At 40.0% G+C, this 20,661-nt stretch carries 12 protein-coding genes; 8 read left to right on the top strand and 4 right to left on the bottom strand.

Annotated features, from left to right (window positions below):
• The first annotated feature begins 46 nt into the window (after nt 1–46).
• Complete coding sequence (locus tag L8106_RS16860; protein WP_009785582.1) at nt 47–10,174, top strand: DUF4347 domain-containing protein; 10,128 nt, start codon at nt 47–49, stop codon at nt 10,172–10,174.
• 295 nt (nt 10,175–10,469) lie between these two features.
• Here the strand turns inward: L8106_RS16860 and aroA are convergent, their stop codons facing one another.
• Entirely contained in the window at nt 10,470–11,816 is a 1,347-nt protein-coding gene (aroA, locus tag L8106_RS16865) for a 3-phosphoshikimate 1-carboxyvinyltransferase (protein ID WP_009785583.1), read from the bottom strand.
• Between the two features lie 103 nt (nt 11,817–11,919).
• On the opposite strand from aroA, the gene L8106_RS16870 reads away from it, so the two are divergent.
• Nucleotides 11,920–12,408, top strand: a complete 489-nt coding sequence (locus tag L8106_RS16870; protein ID WP_009785584.1) for a hypothetical protein — start codon at nt 11,920–11,922, stop codon at nt 12,406–12,408.
• A gap of 154 nt (nt 12,409–12,562) precedes the next feature.
• On the opposite strand, the gene L8106_RS16875 is transcribed toward L8106_RS16870, so the two are convergent.
• Nucleotides 12,563–13,069 (bottom strand): hypothetical protein, encoded by a 507-nt coding sequence (locus L8106_RS16875; protein WP_009785585.1) that lies wholly within the window; start codon nt 13,067–13,069, stop codon nt 12,563–12,565.
• 125 nt (nt 13,070–13,194) lie between these two features.
• Here L8106_RS16875 and L8106_RS16880 point away from each other — a divergent pair, with 125 nt between their 5' ends.
• Both L8106_RS16880 and L8106_RS16885 read left to right on the top strand, forming a co-directional pair.
• Nucleotides 13,195–13,992, top strand: a complete 798-nt coding sequence (locus L8106_RS16880) for a helix-turn-helix transcriptional regulator (RefSeq protein ID WP_009785586.1) — start codon at nt 13,195–13,197, stop codon at nt 13,990–13,992.
• A 14-nt stretch (nt 13,993–14,006) separates the two neighbouring features.
• Entirely contained in the window at nt 14,007–14,822 is an 816-nt protein-coding gene (locus tag L8106_RS16885) for a 2-isopropylmalate synthase (protein ID WP_009785587.1), read from the top strand.
• 80 nt (nt 14,823–14,902) lie between these two features.
• Here the strand turns inward: L8106_RS16885 and L8106_RS16890 are convergent, their stop codons facing one another.
• Nucleotides 14,903–15,343 carry a Spy/CpxP family protein refolding chaperone gene (locus tag L8106_RS16890; protein ID WP_009785588.1) on the bottom strand — a complete coding sequence of 147 codons (441 nt, stop codon included), beginning with the start codon at nt 15,341–15,343 and terminating at the stop codon, nt 14,903–14,905.
• 604 nt (nt 15,344–15,947) lie between these two features.
• Here L8106_RS16890 and L8106_RS16900 point away from each other — a divergent pair.
• The 3 genes from L8106_RS16900 to L8106_RS16910 all read left to right on the top strand — a co-directional run bounded on the left by L8106_RS16900 (nt 15,948) and on the right by L8106_RS16910 (nt 18,788).
• A complete protein-coding gene (locus L8106_RS16900) occupies nt 15,948–17,354 on the top strand; it encodes a sensor histidine kinase (protein WP_009785590.1) in 1,407 nt (468 codons plus the stop codon).
• Entirely contained in the window at nt 17,332–17,991 is a 660-nt protein-coding gene (locus tag L8106_RS16905) for a response regulator transcription factor (protein ID WP_009785591.1), read from the top strand. The genes L8106_RS16900 and L8106_RS16905 overlap by 23 nt, the downstream gene beginning before the upstream one ends.
• A 392-nt stretch (nt 17,992–18,383) precedes the next feature.
• Nucleotides 18,384–18,788, top strand: coding sequence for a hypothetical protein (locus L8106_RS16910; protein WP_009785592.1), 405 nt, complete (start codon nt 18,384–18,386; stop codon nt 18,786–18,788).
• Nucleotides 18,789–18,862: 74 nt separating this feature from the next.
• Here L8106_RS16910 and L8106_RS16915 read toward each other — a convergent pair whose 3' ends face one another.
• Nucleotides 18,863–19,549 (bottom strand): ComF family protein, encoded by a 687-nt coding sequence (locus tag L8106_RS16915; RefSeq protein WP_009785593.1) that lies wholly within the window; start codon nt 19,547–19,549, stop codon nt 18,863–18,865.
• Nucleotides 19,550–19,714: 165 nt separating this feature from the next.
• Between L8106_RS16915 and L8106_RS16920 the strand changes: the two genes are divergently transcribed.
• A complete protein-coding gene (locus tag L8106_RS16920; protein ID WP_009785594.1) occupies nt 19,715–20,635 on the top strand; it encodes an NAD(+) kinase in 921 nt (306 codons plus the stop codon).
• The last annotated feature ends 26 nt before the right edge of the window (nt 20,636–20,661 follow it).

Here is a 20,661-nt window from a genome sequence, read left to right on the forward strand (position 1 = left end):
AGTGCATCAATCAATAATCGAACAAATTATTCAAAGATATAAAAATATGAAAGTGACTACTCTCGATACAGCAACTTATACTAACCTCAAACAATCAAATTCACAATACTCTAAATCCACACCGAATAGTCAGCATTTTGTATCTCCTCAAATCTTAGTGGTATTTGCTAGCAATTTGTTTGAGATTTCAACCCTAATTAGGGGAGTTAATCGAGAGGCAAATGTTTTACAGCTTGACCCAAACCAAGACGCAATTGAACAAATTACAAGCATCCTTAAAAGCAATACTTTTACAATTCAAAGCCTGCATCTTGTTACCCACGCTTCCGCAAATATCTTATCCTTTGGAAACACGAACCTAAGTTTAGAGAATGTCGATCACTATCGGACTTTACTTGAACAGTGGAATGTTCCTGAAATTCTCCTCTATGGTTGTAATCTTGCTCAAGAAAATACACACTTAATTCAACGTTTACATCAACTCACCGGAGCGAATATCGCCGCTTCAAGTACCCCTGTTGGTTGTTTAAAACAAGGTGGGAATTGGGATTTAGACGTTAAAATTGGTCATATCAATTCAGAGATTGCCTTTAATGAAAAGGTTCAAAATCACTATCCAGGTTTATTCATAATTGAACGAGTTTCAGTCAATTCGCAAGAAGAACAAGCCGCTGCCGATCCTCAAAATTTGGGTTCTCAGGATGGAAACATTTCTAATAATGGGCAATTAATCGCGTTTGAATCGAATGCAAATAATCTAGTTCCTGATGATAATAATGACGTTTCAGATATCTTCGTTCGCGATCGCCAAACCGGAATTACAACTCGCGTTTCTATTAACAGTTTCGGACAGGAAGGAAACGATAAATCCGGTGCTTTTTCTGATAGTATATTGCCCGCGATTACCCCGGATGGACGGTTTGTTGCGTTTGAGTCCAAAGCCAGCAACCTCGCCCCTGGAGACAACAACGCCGAAGAATGGGATATATTTGTCCGCGATCTCCAGACTGAGACAACCACACGGGTTTCAATTGATAACAATGGAATTAGCGGAGATGATGCCTCCCGAAATCCCGTAATCACCCCCGATGGACGATTTATTGCATTTGAATCGCGGGCAGAGAACCTCGTCCCCAGAGATAACAATTCAGAGACATGGGATATTTTTGTCCATGACCGTGACTTCGATAGGAATGGGAGTTTTGAAGAGGGAAGTAGCCGAACCGTCCGAATATCTATTAATGGGATGGGTTTACAGGGAAATGATGATTCTTTTGACCCTTCTATTTCAAATGATGGGCGGTTTGTGCTGTTTGAATCCGATGCTAATAACCTGGTCGTTGGGGATAATAATGGGGTTCGAGATATTTTTATCCATGACCGTGACCCCGATGGAAATGGGATTTTTGATCAAGGAAATAGTATCATTAGTCGTCTACCGATAGGACTGGGTGGAGTTGAGGCGAATAACGCTTCTTTTGATCCTCAATTTTCGGGGAATAATCGCTTTATTGTCTTTGAATCTTTAGCCAATAATTTAGTTGAAGGAGATAGTAATAACGCTTTAGATATCTTTGTTTATGATCTGCAAACCGGAGTCACTAATCGAGTTTCTGTCGATGCAAATGGCGTGGGCGGAAATCAAAATTCCTCTCAACCAAGTATATCAAATGATGGTCGGTTTGTGGGATTTAGTTCTCGATCTTCTAACTTTGTTTTGGGTGATAATAATGGCGTTGAAGATATTTTTGTCCATGATCGCGATCCCGATCAAGATGGTGTGTTTGATCAAGGAAATGGTATTATTACCCGAGTTTCTATTAGCGATACGGGTGAAGAAGGAAATGCTAATTCGTTTCAATCGGTGGTTTCGGGTGATGGAAGTTTAGTTTCTTTCGAGTCTTTAGCCAATAATTTAATACCGGTTGATACAAACGGAGTTGCTGATGTTTTTATCTCAACAATTGAGCCAGCAATTACTATTTTGCCCGGAATTGATCCCATCGAAGACGGAGAAACTAATGGGGTATTTGAAATTCGTTTAAATCAACCCGCCCCCCCAGAAGGTTTAACGGTTAATTTTAGTATTGCGGGTGATGCAATTAATCCTGATGATTATCGTTTTGCTGCGGGGAATAATATTACCAACCTCACAATAAATAGCTTGACAATTGCACCAGGGGCGACAACTGCAACTTTAGACGTTATTCCAGTTTTTGATAATATTAGTGAGACAGATGAAACAATAGAAGTTAGTTTACAACCGGGAACTAACTATGCGTTAACAACCTTAAATACTGCAAGTTTAATTATTGGTGATCGTTCGTTAATTGTCACTAATACGAATGATACAGGTGTGGGTTCATTGCGACAGGTGATTAATCTCGCCAATCAAGTCGAAGGAACTGATATTATCACCTTTGAGATTCCCCCAGAAGACCCCGGTTTTAACCCCAATACCGGAACGTTTAGTATTCAACCTCTTTCTCCACTTCCAACTATTAGTGATGCGGCGATTTTAGATGCAACCTCTCAGCCGGGATATATAGATAGACCCTTAATTGAAATTGATGGAAGTAATGTTAATAATACCAGTGGCTTAACAATTACGGCTGGAAATAGCACTGTTAAAGGGTTTGTTATTAACCGTTTTTCTGAGGGAATTCGGTTAATTACTGCTGGAAATAATACGATTCAAGGAAACTATATTGGGACGGATATTAGCGGAAATATCGACTTTGGAAATATAGTTGACGGAATTTTTCTGGGTGATGCTACTAGCGGAAATTTAATTGGAGGAACCACACCGCAAACCCGTAACTTGATTTCTGGAAATGGTCGAAATGGAGTACAAATTGATACAACAAGTGGTAATATTATTCAAGGAAATTACATCGGAACTAATATTTCAGGAACCGCAGATTTAGGGAATAGTGGGGCGGGAATTGGGATATTTCGAGATGGAAATAATCAAGTTGGGGGAACAGTTTCTGGGGCGGGTAATCTAATCTCTGGAAACGATACAAATGGGATTGAACTCAATGGCGTTGAGGCGATAAATAATCTGATTCAAGGAAATTTTATTGGAACAACTTCTGATGGAAATACACCATTAGGGAATACACAAAATGGTATTTTGATATTTAATGATGCTAATAACAATACTATTGGCGGAGTTGTTGGTTCGGGGAATATTATTGGCTTTAATAATCAAGATGGAGTCAGGATAGATTCAGGAGAAGGTAATGCAATTCTGAGTAATTCTATCTTTGATAATGGTCTGAGTTTAGCGGATATTGGAATTGATCTAAACAATGATGGAATCAGTGAGAATGATTTTGGAGATGGGGACACTGGGGCGAATACATTTCAGAACTATCCTGACTTATTAACGGCGACTTTAGAAGCAGAAAGTATTACGATTAATGGTATAGTTGATAGTACGCCCGGTTCTACCTTTACTGTACAATTTTTTGCCAATGAAACACTAGGGGAAAGCGATCGTCAAGGACGAACTTTTTTAGGAGAAACTCAAGCAACCAGTAATATTCCGTTTACGGTTAGCTTTAATACCGAACTCGCCGAAAATCAACGTTCAATTACTGCGACAGCAACAGATGCTAATAATAATACCTCAGAATTTTCGGCTCCCATCACGGCGAATACCGCCCCTGTTTTAGACTTAGATGAAGATGATAGTAGTGGAATAACTGGAAACAATTACAGTAACCGTTTTACAGAGGGGCGAGAAGCTGTAGCCGTGGCGGATACTGATGTTGAAATTGAGGATGCAGACAGCCCAAATTTAGCCTTTGCAACATTAACTTTAACGAATCCAATTAATGGGATAGCTGAAAGTTTAGCGATTAATGGTTTACTTCCGACTGGAATTACTGCGACTGCTTATAATTCAACAACTGGAGAATTACAACTGCGAGGAGAGGCTTCTATTGCTGATTATCAAACCGCAATTTCTCAAGTTGTTTATAATAATACTCAACTCAACCCAGATTTAAGTGATCGCCTGATTAATATTACCGTTAATGATGGTACTTCTAACAGCAATATTGCCGAAACAACCCTGAGTTTAGTGGGAACAGTTCAAGTTAGTATTGCGGCGAATCTTTCTCCGGTAGAAGGTGAAATAGGAACTTTTACGATTACCCTTGATGAACCTGTTAATCAACCTTTAATTATTGAGTTTGATCCCGATGAAAGTATTGCTATAGATACAGAAGATTATACCCTAGAAGCCGGAACTGGAATCACCACTGTGACTCCCAATACGTTTACAATAGAACCTGGAGTTACCACCGCCAGCTTAAATGTTGTCACGGTTGATGATAATATTTTTGACCCAGAAGAAACTGTTGAACTTACTTTAATTGCAGGTTCAAACTATCTCATAACTGAGAATAATTCAGCTTTTATTAGTATTGTTGATAACGATATAGCGGGAGTTTTGTTAACGCCTCCCATTTCACCTATTACGACAGAAGACGGAGAAACAACCACATTTGAACTGGTTCTTTCTTCACAACCGATAGCAGATGTTATTATTAACTTAGAAAATACTAACCTAGACGAAGGAAATCTTTCAGACAATACAATAACTTTTACTTCCGAAAATTGGGATACACCTCAAGTTGTTACTGTTAGCGGAGTTGATGATAATATTGTCGATGGAGATACTAACTATAGTATTATTCCAACAGTTAGCAGTCTTGATGAAAACTACAATAATTTTGAGTTAGAAAATATTACTCTAATAAACCAAGATAATGATGTTTTAGGAATTCTGTTAACTCCACCTCTTGAACCCATTACAACCGAAGACGGAGACAGTATTGATTTTGATTTTGTTCTTGTCTCCGAACCGACAGCAGACGTTATTATTGACTTAGAAAATACTAACCCAGACGAAGGAAATCTTTCTGCTGAAACTCTAACTTTTACTTCTGACAATTGGGATACACCTCAAGTTGTTACTGTTAGCGGAGTTGATGATAATATTGTCGATGGAGATGTTGATTATAGTATTATCACAACGGTTAATAGTGAGGATATTAATTACAACAATTTTCAGTTAGAAGATATTACTTTAACTAACCAAGATAATGATGAAGTTGGAATTGTTGTCACTCCTCCTATTGAACTGATTACCACAGAAGATGGAGACAGTGTTGATTTTGACTTCGTTCTTTCGTCGCAACCCATAGCAGATATTACGATTAATTTTAATAGCAATAATCCCAACGAAGGAATTATTTCGACAGAAGCATTAAGCTTTACCGCAGAAAATTGGAATATTCCCCAAACCGTTACAGTTACCGGAGTTGATGATAGCGTCGTCGATGGAGATGTTGAATATATCGTTAGTTCAACTGTTAGTAGTCAGGATGCAAATTATAACGGGTTTCAGTTAGAAGATATTACCCTAACGAACCAAGATAATGATGTTGTTGGGATTACTTTAATTCCTCCCATTGAACCGATAACCACAGAAGAGGGAGATAGCGTTAATTTTGAATTTGTTCTCAATTCTCAACCCACCGCAGACGTTATTATTGAACTCGAAAATCTTAACTCCGATGAAGGAATTATTTCTGCTGAAATATTAACATTTACTCCTGAAAATTGGAATAACTCTCAAATTGTCACGGTAACAGGAGTTGATGATGATATTGTTGATGGGGATGTTGAATATCGTATTAATACAACCGTTGTTAGTAATGATTTAACTTATGATGATTTTGATTTAGCTGATATCAACCTCACCAATCTTGATAACGATGAAGGAGGAATTTTTGTTACTCCTATTGATGGACTAACAACCACAGAAGCAGGAGATATTGCGACGTTTGAAATTGTTCTGACTTCTGAACCGACAGCAGATGTTCGTTTAGACTTAAATAGTAGTAACCCCAACGAAGGAAGTATTTCTATTTCAGAGGTTATCTTTACCCCAGAAAATTGGGATGTGTCTCAAATTGTGATTGTTACGGGAGTGGATGATGATATCGCAGATGGAGATTTATCCTATTCTATTATTACAGATACAACGGTTAGTAATGATCCGATTTATAACGGAATTAACCCCGCAGATGTGAGTCTGGTTAACGCAGATAATGAAACCCCAGGAATTACGGTGACTCCGGTTAATGGTTTAGTGACTAGCGAAGCAGAGGGAAGCGATTCTTTTGAGATTTTTCTGAATACTGAACCCGTTGATGATGTCACGATTGGAATTAGTAGTAGCAATATTACGGAAGGAATTGTTTCGACGGAAGCGGTAACATTTACCCCCGAAAATTGGAATATTCCGCAGATGATAACGGTGACTGGGGTTGATGATAATATTGATGATGATGATATTGCATATAGTATCATTACGACACCCGATTTAACAACCACTGACCCGAACTACAACGAGTTCAATCCTCCAGATATTAACGTCATAAATACGGATAACGAAACTGCGGAAATTGTTATTACCCCCACCATAGGATTAACCACTAGCGAAGTTGGAGGAATCGCAACTTTTGATGTTTTTCTCACCTCTGAACCGTTAGCAGAAGTAACATTTAATCTCGCGAGTAGCAACACTACAGAAGGAACTCTTTCGACGGAAACGCTAAGTTTTACCCCGCAAAATTGGGAACTTCCACAAACCGTAACAATTACAGGAGTTGATGATCTGATTGCTGACGGTAATATTAACTATAGCATTATTACAGGTGATGCGGTGAGTTTAGATGCCAAATATAATGGCTTCAATCCTGATGATATTGCTGTAATTAATACAGACAATGAAACTCCCGGAATTACCGTTAGCCCAACGACTGGATTAGAAACCAGTGAAGCGGGAGAAACAGCAACTTTTCAAGTGGTTTTAAATACCCAACCCGTTGATAATGTTACTCTCAATTTAATCAGTGATAATCCCGCAGAAGGAAGTATTTTCCCCCCCAGTTTAATCTTTACTCCCGAAAACTGGTTAACGCCTCAAATTGTCACCGTTACGGGAGTTGATGATTTTAATGTAGATGGGGAAATTGAGTATCGAATTATTACTGAAGCAGCGATTAGTAATGATCTCAATTATAACAATCTTAACCCAGAAGATGTCACGCTAATAAACCTTGATAATGATCTTCCTGTTGTTGATTTATCGGTTGATTTGACGACAGGTGAAGAAGCGAATACCACTGCAATAACTGTGACTGTTACAGCTTCAGCAAATGTCGAGGGAGAACAAACAGTCAATCTTGATATTTCGGGAATTGGAATTACGTCAAATGACTATACTTTATCCAATCCTCAGATGATTATTCCTGATGGAAATAATACCGCTACTGTAACATTTCAAGTGTTGGATGATGTTGTTTTTGAAGGGGATGAAACGGCGACATTAACCTTATTAAATCCCTCTGAGGGAATTGTCTTAGGAACGGGTAGTGTTAATCTGACGATTATTGATAATGATACACCCGCAACGGTTGAATTTTCTCAAACCGATTATCAAATTAACGAAGATGGAACAAGTGTTGGTTCTGAAATTATCATTAACCGAACTGGAGATACCTCACAAGCCTCTACAGTAGAGGTACAATTAACTTCAGAAACAGCAACCGCAGGAGAAGATTTTGATAACTTTGATAATAATTTAATTTCGGTACGGTTTGCGGCGAATCAAAAAACGGCGACGGTTAATATTCCGATTTTTGAGGATAATTTAGTTGAGGAAGATGAAACCTTTTCTTTGGCGTTGGTTAATCCGAGTGTGGGAACTGAAATCGGAACTCAAGAGACGACGACTGTGGAAATTTTTGATAACGAAATTCCGAGAATTGATATTTCTCAAACGGAATTATCGGTTACAGAGTCAGGAATTACCGATAGCTACAATTTGGTTTTAACTACAGTTCCCTCTGAACCTGTTACCATTCGCTTTCAAACCGATAGCCAAATTGAACCGATTACCGAAGTTACCTTTGATGAAAGTAACTGGAATGTTCCTCAAACGATAGAAGTTCAAGCTATCGATGATGAGTTAGTTGAAGACAGAACTCATAACAGTTTAATTACTCATGTTGTTACCAGTGATGATCAAAATTATAACGGGTTTATCCTCGATGATATCAATATTGAAATTGCTGAAAATGATGTTGTTGATGTTTCTATCGCCCCGAGAAATTTAACCGTTTCTGAAGATGGAGAGACAGATACTTACTCTCTAGTTTTAACACGAGAACCGGAATTACCTGTGACGATTGAGTTTGAATTAAATGAACAACAACTCAATTCAATTGATGCGATTAGCTTTGATTCTACTAACTGGAACATTCCCCAAACTGTAACGGTTGAAGCGATAGATGATTTAATCCCAGAAGGAGATGAAACTCTAGCAATTTCTCATACTATTGTCAGCGAGGATGAAAATTATAGAGACTTACAAATTCGGACTGCTAATGTCGAAATTTTGGATAATGATGTCGATGCGGAAGTGATTATTGTTAATAATACTCGTAATCTTACGTTAACAGAAGGAGAGACAACCGCTAGTTATGAGATTGTTTTAAGTTCTCCTCCGGTACTTCCAGTTACGATAGAGTTTAACACAGGTAATCGGATTAATTCTATCCCTTCAATTGAATTTAATGAAACTAACTGGAATATTCCTCAAACGGTGAATCTTGTTGCTATAAATGATAATATTCTTCAGGGAAATAGCACCGAAATTATCAGTCATACGGTGATGAGTGCAGATCGAAATTATGACGGTTTAGAGATTTCTGATCTCAATATTGATATTGCGGATAATGATGTTGCTGAAGTTTTAATTACTCAAACTTCAAACCGTACAGAAGTCAGTGAAGATGGCTTAACGGATACTTATCAAGTTGTTCTTAATAGCCAACCGACTGAAGATGTTGTTGTCACAATTACTCCTGATAGTCAAGTTGATTTAGGAGAGGGTGGGGAAAACGAAATTGAATTGATTTTTACCTCTGAAAATTGGAATGAACCGCAAACAGTTACCGTCGAAGCTGTTGATGATGAAGATGTCGAAGCTGATATTCATACCAGTACAATTAATCATGCTGTTTCAAGTAACGACTCGAATTATAATAGTCAGACTCCGATTAGAATTGATGGAAGAATCGATAATAATATTACTGTTGATATTATTGAAAATGACGAACCTTTACCCCCTGGAGAACCGGGAATTTCGGTGATTCAACCTGTGCGTCGAACTGATGTAATTGAAGGGTTTGGGAGTGATGTTTATAAGATTGTTCTCAATAGTGAACCGACGGCGAATGTGGAGATTAATATTAACCCCAACTCTCAACTTGAAACCGACAAACAAACCCTCAACTTTACACCCTCTAACTGGAAAGTTCCACAAACGATAACGGTGACTGCGGTTGATGATAACCTCACTGAAGGTTCAGAGGTTGGAACTATTTCTCACACCGTTAATAGTGATGATTCCCGCTATGATAGCTTAGATATTGATCAGATTTCAGCCAATATTAGCGATAACGATAATACTGGACAACAAAATAATTTTTCTGAAGCTGCTGTTGTCAGTTTGAGTGAATTAGATGATACAGGTGTTGGTTCAGATTTTGATGATATTTTGTTTGGAAATCAAGGAAATGATCGGATATCTGGAGAAGAAGGTTTTGATTTAATATATGGACAAGGGGATGCGGATGCGTTAAGTGGAGAAGTGGGTGATGATGTTTTGTTTGGCGGACAAGGCGATGATCAAATCCAAGGGGATGCAGGAAATGATATTATTTATGGTGACAGAGGTAGTGATCGTTTATGGGGAGGAGAGGGTGAGGATCAACTGTTGGGAGGCTTTGGAAATGACCGTTTAATTGGAGGTTTAGGTGCGGATACGTTAACAGGTGATTTGGGAAATGATGCGTTTGTGATTGGCTTTGGAACGGGTGGAAATACTATCGAAACTGCGGATGTAATTGTTGATTTCACAGACACTCAAGATGTCATTGAGTTAGTGAGTCCCTTAACCTTTGAACAGTTAAATATTACTTCAAATTCAAACGTAACGGTGATACAAGTTCAGTCAACGGGAGAATTTTTAGCGGTGTTACAGGGAGTTAATCCTAGTCAGCTAAGTGAACAAGATTTTGTTTAATTCCAACAAAAGAAATCCCCCCGGCTTCGCCACCCCCCTTGGTAAGGGGGGGCCGTTTCGTTGCCCGAAAACTTGATTTGTGGGGAGGTGGGGAGGTAGGGAGGTAGGGAGGTAGGGAGGATTTTTATTAATAAAAAGCTATTTTTCCTCGGAAAAAACTCCTCTCCCCATCACCCCATCACCCTTTCACCCCATCAACCCCGGCAATTTTTAACTTAGAATGAAACAGCCCTGCCTTGGTAAGGGGGGAAGGGGGGGATCTGTAAATTTCTACCCAACATTTTATCAATGAATTTTACCCGCAAATTTGTTGCAAAGTTGTGGTAAACTGAGGATAGGAAATCGAAGCGGCTTCAGCTCGACCAATGGTGGTTTTTCCACTGGCTTTTAAGGCAGCGATCGCTAAACTCATCGCAATCCGATGATCAGTATAACTATCAACTTCTGCCCCCGTTAACGCCGTACCGCCAACAATTTCCATCCCATCGGGTAACTCAGAAATTTTTGCCCCCATGCGGTTTAATTCCGCTGCCATGACTGTAATCCGATCACTTTCTTTGACTCGTAATTCTTCCGCATCTCGAATGATGGTTGTTCCTTGTGCAGATGTCGCGGCCACTGCTAAGATCGGAATCTCATCAATTAAGCGAGGAATTAACGCACCTTCTAAAGTACAGGCTTTGAGTTGGCTGTATTTCACCCGTAAATCAGCAACAGGTTCTCCGGCAACTTCCCGTTGATTTTCAAGCTGAATATCGGCTTCCATCATCTCTAAGGCGTCTAAAATTCCCGTCCGAGTCGGGTTCACCCCTACATTTTGAATCAGCAACTCCGAACCTGGAATAATTGCCCCCGCCACCAGCCAAAACGCAGCAGAACTAATGTCCCCCGGTACGACAACAGGTTGACCTTGTAACGTTGCAGGCCCGATGACCGTCGCACTGTGGGTTTCGGGATCAACCGTCACCGTCGCCCCAAACGCCCGCAACATCCGTTCACTATGATCGCGAGATAACGCAGGTTCCGTCACCGTTGTTTCCCCTTCTGCCATCAAACCCGCCAACAAAACACAGGATTTCACTTGTGCTGAGGCAATGGGTGATTTATAATGAATAGGATTGAGGCGTTGACCTTGAATGGCTAGCGGTGCAAAAGAACCGCCTTCTCGTCCCCAAATCATCGCCCCCATTTCTTGTAACGGTTTAACGACCCGATCCATCGGACGCCGAACTAAGGAATGATCGCCCGTGACTGTAAAAAAGCGATCCGGATGAGAGGCCAGAATTCCCAACATTAACCGCAATGTTGTCCCCGAGTTCCCTGCATCTAAAACAGCCGTGGGTTCATGTAGCTGACCTAAACCAATTCCCCGGACTTCGACTCGTTTTTCGTTTAATTCAGAAATCTGCGCCCCCATCTGGGAAAAACAGCTTGCGGTACTGCGAGGATCAGCCCCTAAAAGCAACCCTTCAATGATAGTAGTTCCGGTTGCCAATGCGCCCAACATTAACGCTCGATGCGAAATTGACTTATCTCCAGGAATCTCAATAGAACCGTGTAAAGATAAACCGGATGTTGGCGGTTCAACGCTTAGAGTCTGTTGACTTTCTGAAGTTTTGGTTTCAATAATCCCAGTTAGCATAGGATAAGAAAAGGAAGGATTTCCCTAGTCATCCTAACGCTTTCTTGGAACTAAATGGCAATCTGAGACTGGGGGCTTATGTTAATGGTTAATAATTAAGCATATGTTAACACATTCTCGCAAACCTGTAAGTCTGTCTGTGGTTTCGGTGGACTTACCCGTGAGATCGCTCATTGAAACCGCCGCAACCCTCTATCAAAGAGATCATGAACAATTTCACTTGTTGTTACATGAACCGGAAATATTCGACTGGGAACCCAACCCCATTAGCCCTGAAACACTCCCTTCTACACCTCAAAAACCCCGTCTGTTGTGGTTAGAAGTGTCTCCCTATCGGGCTGTAATGACGATGCAAGGGAATACGAAATACAGTTATCGTCATTTATGGCAAAAAGGAATGTATGGGATTAGTCGTTATTATTTACAAACCGATTCGGAAACGGTTCCCAGTCAATTTCGACTGCGTAATTTTACCCGTAACTTGGAACTTGGAGGTTCTCCTTTTCCCGAATATTTCCGACTCGAATATGAACTTTGGTCAGACAAATTGCAACTGGGTCGGTATGTTCTCAGTTTAGATATTCATCATTAAAAGAAGGCAACAGGGGACAGGTTACAGGCCACAGGTAATAGGCAAAAGATACCTATTTTGTAGGGGCGGGTTCTGACTGAATTTATGTCTTCCCACAGACAATCTAGATCAACCCGCCCATGTAATATATCAGCATTCTAAACCGGGTTAACTGTTACTTTGATGAGTTGGGTTCTTCGGGTTGTAAAGATTCTGGCGGACAATATTTCGTCATATCTGCCATCAAAGTTTCTGCTTTTTCACCAATTGGACTGGTTTTTTGACTGACTTGATTTACCTTTTCAATCGCTTTGACTAACTCAGTGCGACCTTCAACACTAATGGGTGATTTTTCTCCGGCTTCTAATGCTTGACCCATCTCGTTTAGGACTATTGCAAACTCACGAAAGACCTCTGTAAAACCCACACGAATTTTCTTGAGTCTACCCTTGGTGAGATAAAGTTCCTCCATCTGATCGGCAACAAGATTGAGTTCTTGTGCTAATCTGAGGGTTGTCGCGCCATTCGAGTTATCCTGAGTGGCGATCGCTATGTTCCCCTGATCGACAACCTCGATCAGTTTACGACATTGCGTTTTACGACTTCCCGCACAAGCGGTCAAACTGGTGAGCAGGGTTACGAACGTCAACAACGTCACCACTCGTCTAAACTTAAAATTCATTAAAGTTCCTCACACCACCAAAAAAGAGAGTTAATTGCTGAGAACTGCTCAATAATTGCTTGAGTTCTACACCGTTAGTATGTCAAATTATGAGCAAGTCAGCAAGTATCAGCCCCAGGAAAACCATGTCTCAAAACACCCCCCAACAGAAAAAGGATGATAGCGGATATGTTGCCTTTGGGATTGCTATTGCGCTAGGATTGCTTGTGCTGAAAGATACGATCCCGCTTTTGTTGCTGTTGATTGGCGGAATCGGTGCGTGGCGTCTGTGGAAGCATTACGACAAAAAACAGCAAGATAAATTAACATATCTCAATCAGGTTTTTTATCGCTTTATTCAAGAAAATCAGGGTTGGATTACGCCCTTAGATTTAGCGATGAATTCTCAAGTTAATCCTGAGGATGTGCGAGAATTTTTAGACAAAAAAGCAACGGAATTTTCCGCTCATTTTGAAGTCACAGATCAAGGCGGAATTGTTTATTATTTTTCAACCGCTCAAGCTTTAATTTCTAGTTTAGAAGCTGAGGAAATTGAGTGTATCAATCAGACAGAAAATTCCACAATTTTACCTTATCAACCTCCTGAACAACCTCAACCTGAACTTCTAAATAAAAATGGAATTTCATTATTTCCAGTTCCCCCAGATTTCCATTCAAATCAATCAGAAACTCCCAGTAATCTTAATCAAATAGAACTCGCCAAACGGTTAAACGTTCATCCGAGTACCTTAAGCAAATGGAAAACAAAAGCAAGTTTTCCAGATTGGTGCAGTCAAAAAGATCCTGATCATATTACGTGGAAATATTCTGAACAAAATAAACGATTTTATCCCGTTATTCCCTCTAAAAAATCTTATGCAGTCAATCCTTTTTTGACTCAAAACCCGGTTCAAAATAACTACAAAAATCGTCAAGTTAATTGATTGATTGAAGTCGAATGATTGCTAATCTTCCCATTCTAATTTTTGATACGACTCTGCGAGACGGAGAACTCACCCCAGGGGTTCACTTTAGCACACCAGATAAAGTTCAAATTGCTCAACAGCTTGAGGAAATCGGAGTTGATACCATTGAAATCGGATATCCTGGACGATATGCAAAAGATATTGATGAAATTATAGCAGTTTCTCAGGTTATTAAAGGTTCAACTCTTTGTGCGTTAGCAGGTTCTCAAGAAACAGAAATTAACAAAGCAGCAAAATCATTAGAAAAAGCCGAGAAAAGCTCTATTAATATCTATACTCTTGTCAATTTAACTTCATCTTCAAAAACTTTAGATAAAAACTCAATATTATCAACCCTTAAAAAACAGATTTCCCAAGCCAAAAATTATTGTAACATCGTTCAATGGACTGCGTTTGATGCGACTCGCGGTGATATTAACTTTTTGTGTGAAGCCGTTCAAACAGCGATTGAAAGCGGGGCTAAAATTATTAGTATTCCCGATAGTTTAGGTGTTGCTTTACCAGAAGACTTTTATAACTTACTCCAAAAATTATATCAAAATATTCCCCAACTTCAACACGTCACCGTTTCTGTTCACTGTCACAATGATTTAGGAAAAGCCGTAGAAAATTCTCTCGTGGGGTTAGAGGTCGGTGTGCGTCAAATCGAATGTGCTGTTAACGGCTTGGGTGCTAGAAAAGGAAATGCAAACTTAACTAAAGTTGTTAATCTGATTCAATCTCATCATTCTTATTATACCACAATTAATCACAATTTAATCCCCAAAATTTCTGAATTAATAAAATAAGGGCGCAAGATTAGCGCCCAAAATGTGGCTAAACGTCAAGAGGATTACAAACTACTAAGGATTGATATAAAATTTTATCTTTATTGCTGTGCTTGACGCCCTCCCCGACGCCCTCGCCCTTGACCCTCACTGTTACGTTCCGGCTTCAATTCTGCCAATTTTGCTTGTTGTTCCGGTGTTAATACTTCACGAATTTGTAACATGGTTTCAAAGCGTTGATCACCCATTTTTTGATGTAACTGTTGATTTTTTTGATGTTGTTGACGCATTTGTTCTGCACTTGCATTACTGGCTTGAAGCGATCGCATTTCTTCCTTAGCTGCACGCATTTGTTCACGCAAACCTTCCGATGAAGCCTTACGCTGTGCGTGAATACTTTCAATTTGTTGCTGTTGTTCCGCAGAAAGATTAAGCTGTTCAAACATCCGACCCATGCGATCGCCAGGTTCCGCAAATGCACTTCCTGATAAGGGTAACAATAAAGCTACAGTGGTCGCACAAAGCAAATGACGCATCTTCATTACACAAACCTCACAATCATGGTTAATTCACTCTTTTTGAGTGATATCCTGATTGTAGGAATTCACAACTGCGATCGCCTCGATCCAACGTCCTAAGTTTGGCTAAATCTATTGGATCTAAAGTATGATCTGAATTTGGTACTTTGGTACTATTCTACCTGAATAATAGAAAGATTACAATAGAATTATTACAATAGTATAACTGTTACTTCAAGTCAAAGGAAGGATGTTTTAGAGATTATTCACAAAGTTCAGAATCATAATTGTTTGATTCAACTGTTTGATTCAACTCTCACCCGGAGATGTTTGGTTATACTCAGAATGATCCCCCTCAAAACCCCAGGGCCGTGCGCGTTGCCCTAAAACTTGATTTGTTGGGAGGTGGGGAGGTAGTGAGTCCACCCCCGTGCGCGGGTTCCCCGCGTTGAGGGGAGTGGCGAACCCGTGCGCGGGAGGTCGGGAGGTCGGGAGGATTTTTATTAATAAAAAGCTATTTTTCATGTTTAAAAAATACCTCTCCTCATCACCCCATCACCCCCAGCAATTTTTAATTCGGGAATGAAACAGCCCTGCCCTCAAAACCCTAACCCAAATTATTACACCGATGCACTGGTTTCGCAAACCCAATCATCCTTTTCGTCTACTGCTGTACTTAGAATGGATATTACTCGCCATTGCCGGATTAACCGCTTTTAGTCCGATTCCACCCCCTTATCCCCCGAAATTATCGCGTTATCTTCACGAATATCGACCCCCACCTGAACATCAGTTTAATCGAGAAAATCATCGCCAAAATCTCAAGAATCGCCCTCCTAGACGTGATTTTCCTCGTCGTCCTCGTCGTCAAAAACCTTTATTTCCTCTAGGAGTTTTTATCAGTATTTTAACTTTAGGGGTAATCGGGTTTAAATTACCTTTAGATCCGCGTTCATCAACGATTAAAAGACTCTATATCGCCTTGGGTTTTGGACTCAGTTGGTTAGCCGTATTTTGTGGAAGTTCTGGTACAAGTTTTCTCTCCGCATTGTTGTTAGTCGTTGTGATTCGCGCTTGTGTATTGTTTCCGTGGCGGGGTCGAGTGATTGTTGCTTGTTTTGCTTATCTCTCATTTTTATTGTTAATATTTTTGCGAATTCGTCCTGTAGGAATTCCACTGATTAATAATACTCTCTCTCTGTCTTCTGAAACCCCTCTACCTGAATCTTTACAATGGGTTGTTTATAGTTTAACCCTGAATTCTGCTTTGTTATTTGGATTTGTATTAGTGTTTGTTGTGCTATTAGTCGGAACACTATTATCAGAACAACAAAGTCGTCAACAACTGGCTCAAGCTAATCAACGTTTACGAGAATATGCTATCTTAGTTGAAGATCGTGCTATCCTACAAGAACGTAACCGCATTGCCCGAGAAATTCATGACTCTTTAGGTCATAATCTCACCGCCCAAAGTATTCAACTGGAAAACGCCCAAATGTGGCTACAAACAGACGGAGAAAAAGCAGAAGATTATCTACAAAAAGCGAGAAATCTGGGTCGAAATGCGCTGCAAGATGTCCGTCAGTCTGTAGCAAGTTTGCGATCGCATCCATTAAAAGGTCAATCTTTAGAAGCTGCTTTATCCCAACTGATACAAGAGTTTGAACAAACAACTCAAATCAAACTTCAATCACAAATTCAGTTAACCGATGTTTCAGCAACCAATATTGAAGTTACCCTTTATCGTGTAATTCAAGAAGCCTTAACCAATATTTCTAAATATAGTCAAGCCACAATAGTCAGCTTGGTTTTGGCTGAAGATAATGGGGAAATTTATCTCACAATAGAAGATAATGGTTTGGGGTTTTATCCCGAAGAAAATACGACAGGATTTGGTTTAGAAGGAATGCGAGAACGGGTGACAGCCTTGAGAGGTGTTTTTAAGCTGATTAGCCAACCCAAACAAGGATGTAAAATAGAAGTCAAGATTCCCAATTACGATTTCAGAGAGAATGATCAAAATTCTATTAGTTGATGATCAAAGTATTATCCGAGAAGGGTTGTCTAGTCTTCTCCAAGCCAAACCGGATTTAGAGATCGTTGGAGAAGCAGAAAATGGTCAAGTTGCAGTCGAATTAGCCCTAAAACTTCAGCCGGATATTGTGTTAATGGATGTGCGAATGCCAATTATGGATGGAGTCGCCGCAACCCGATCCCTTTCTCAACAACTCCCGCAAACAAAGGTACTTGTTTTAACAACATTTGATGATGATGAGTATATCACCAAAGCAATGAAAAATGGCGCAAAAGGATATTTACTCAAAGATACCCCTTCCGAAGAACTCGCCCAAGCGATTCGTGCTGTTTATAAAGGGTATACTCAGTTTGGGCCAGGATTATTTGAAAAAGTTGTTGCTGCAAATACAGGCAATTTTTCTTCTTCATCTTCAACCCAACCTCCACCGGAATTTAAACGATTAACACCCAGAGAATTAGAAGTATTAAAATTAATTGGTAAAGGGTATAGTAATAAAGAAATTGCTCAAACTCTTTATATTACCGAACGAACTGTCAAAAATCATGTTTCTAGTCTTTTAAGCCGTTTAAGTTTACGCGATCGCACTCAAGCTGCATTACTCGCCGCAACTCTTGATTCCCAATACTTTCAATAAATTTTACCTCGTAATAAAATTAGTAGTGATCACTATTTTTAATACAATTAAGTTTGATTTGATGTTTTCATTGTATTATTTTCAATGTTAATACTTGTAACAAACCTGAGAATTTTATCATCAAGTTTTCTGATCATCAAAATCTATATTTTATTTTATTTGTTTTTCTGAAACAATTGATAAATTTATCTTATCGGTATTTCTTCCGTTTGCACCTTAAACCGTTTCTCATCATGGTTTTGTTCAACAAAATCTCATATTAGATTCTCCTGATCTGATCGTCAGAGAGTGGTTGAAACCAAAACTCAATGCCATAATAGCTATTACCCCTGATCGAGAACTTTAAGTTTTGATCAGAGGAATATGTTTGAATATCATCAGGGAAACGATCTATGACACCACAGAAAATTCAAGAATTAGCAACATTGAACTTATCAGAGGTTGCCGTTCAAACTCAAGATTGTTTAGCACACTCTACCCCCAATGTGCAACTAGAGGAGATCAATTCAGTATCTTCTCTCCCGAATTATCCCGCCCATCAAAGAATTGTACAAATACAACAAATCGGAAATCAACTCCAACTTTGTTTGATCAACGAGCAAAATTCAGCCGGAAAAGCCTCAATTCGCAACATTTATGAACAGGGCTTTAACTGGAATAGTTGGCTGAAAAAAAGTCAAGAAAAAGCAGAAAATCAGGGACATCCTCTAACTGGATATCACTTTATCGATTATGTCATTCAGCGAGAAAGATATTTGGGTGAATCTTGGGAAGAAGTTTGTCAGAACCTGTGCTAAACCGCCTGTAATTGCTCTTATGAAAGTGATGAGATAAATTCCCCAAAATTGCTAAAAAAGGGGGCTTTAGCCCCTTACTTATCAGACAAAGATTTTGTCGTGGCGATCGCTAAAATCCCTGCAACTGTTATTTTCTGTTGTCGAAACGCCTCAATTGCCGCCTTAATTGTTGCGCCCGTGGTGTAAATATCATCTACAATTAATACAGAATTAGCTTGAGATTGGCGTAAATCTTTCCCCAACCGAAACGCATCTTTTAGATTATCTTGTCTTTGTTGAGCCGAAAGTCCGAACTGAGCTTTTGTATCGCGTATCCGTTCTAAACCCTGAGACTTTAATGGTAAACCTGTCACCTGACAAAAACTGCGGGCGAGAAGTTCCGCTTGATTAAAACCCCGTTTTTTTTGTTTTTCAGAAAACATCGGAATGGGAACAACAACTAGCCGTTGATTATTAATATTAGATGAATTAAACTGAGATGTATTCAACCAAGTCTCAGCCAACCAATAGCCCAAGGGTTGAGCCACTTCGGGATGATTATTATATTTCATCGCCACAATTGCCTGTTTTAACGCCCCCTTGTATTGTCCCCAAACCAACAGAGGAACCTCCCCAGAAAATTGTTTTCCTCGGGGCAATTGACAGCGTAAAATCTGTTTTTGACAATAGGGACAGAGTTGGGTGTCAGCCGGGCGATCGCACAAAGGGCAATTGGGCTTAAAAAAAAGATTGAGAACCGCTTGGAAGAAATTTCGGAGCATCGGTTAAAAAGAAAGAAGATCATTCTCAAGCGTTAGTCCTTCAGGGTTAGCAACTCAACAACACCTTAATGTTAAAATCACAACGCTTAAGACGTGTTCAACAGGCTACTGTTTAAGGATACGGGATAATAACAGCAGAGAAAAGATCATCATCGAGGAAAGACGGTGGAAATAAAACAGGTGATCATCGCCCACAAAGCTAGAGATCCGCAAAGTAAACAATGGGCCGAACAATTTGCAACCCATTTTGAGAAACGAGGCTGTCAGGTGTTGATGGGGCCGAGTGGCCCTCAAGATAATCCTTATCCGGTATTTTTAGCCTCTATCAGCCGTCCCATTGACTTAGCGATCGTTTTGGGGGGAGATGGAACAGCGTTAGCCGCAGCCCGTCATTTAGCCCCAGAGGGAATACCGATTTTAGCGGCAAATGTGGGTGGACATTTGGGATTTTTAACCGAGTCGTTTGAAGATGTTCACGATACAGAACAAGTCGTGGCTCGGATGTTTGAAGATCGCTACGCCATGCAACAACGAATGATGATTCAGGCGGCTGTCTTTGAAGGTAATCGAACTAATCTTACCCCCGTTGGCGATCGCTATCTTGCCCTGAATGAAATGTGTATTAAACCTGCTTCTCCCTATCGAATGCCCACTTCGATTTTAGAGATGGAAGTCGATGGTGAAGTCGTTGATCAGTATCAAGGGGATGGTTTAATTGTCTCAACGCCAACGGGTTCCACCTGTTACAACGCTTCTGCCAATGGGCCGATCATGCACCCTGGAATGGAAGCCATTACAGTCGCCCCCATTTGTCCATTAAGTTTGTCGAGTCGTCCAATTGTTCTACCATCCGGGTCAGTGGTCAGTGTGTGGCCCTTAGCCGATCCCGAACATGAAACCAAACTCTGGACAGATGGCGTATTAGCAACCTCAGTTCGGCCAGGACAACGGGTAGATGTGCGGATAGCAAACTGTCAAACTCGGTTTATTATTTTGCGCGAAAACTACTCGTTTTACCAAACCCTACGAGAAAAATTGCAATGGGCAGGGGCCAGAATTCGCTATATTAACGACCATCGCAATTAAGGAAGTCACAAGTTACAAGTTGTGAG

It is taken from the genome of Lyngbya sp. PCC 8106 (genome assembly GCF_000169095.1).
Lineage (GTDB): Bacteria > Cyanobacteriota > Cyanobacteriia > Cyanobacteriales > Microcoleaceae > Capilliphycus.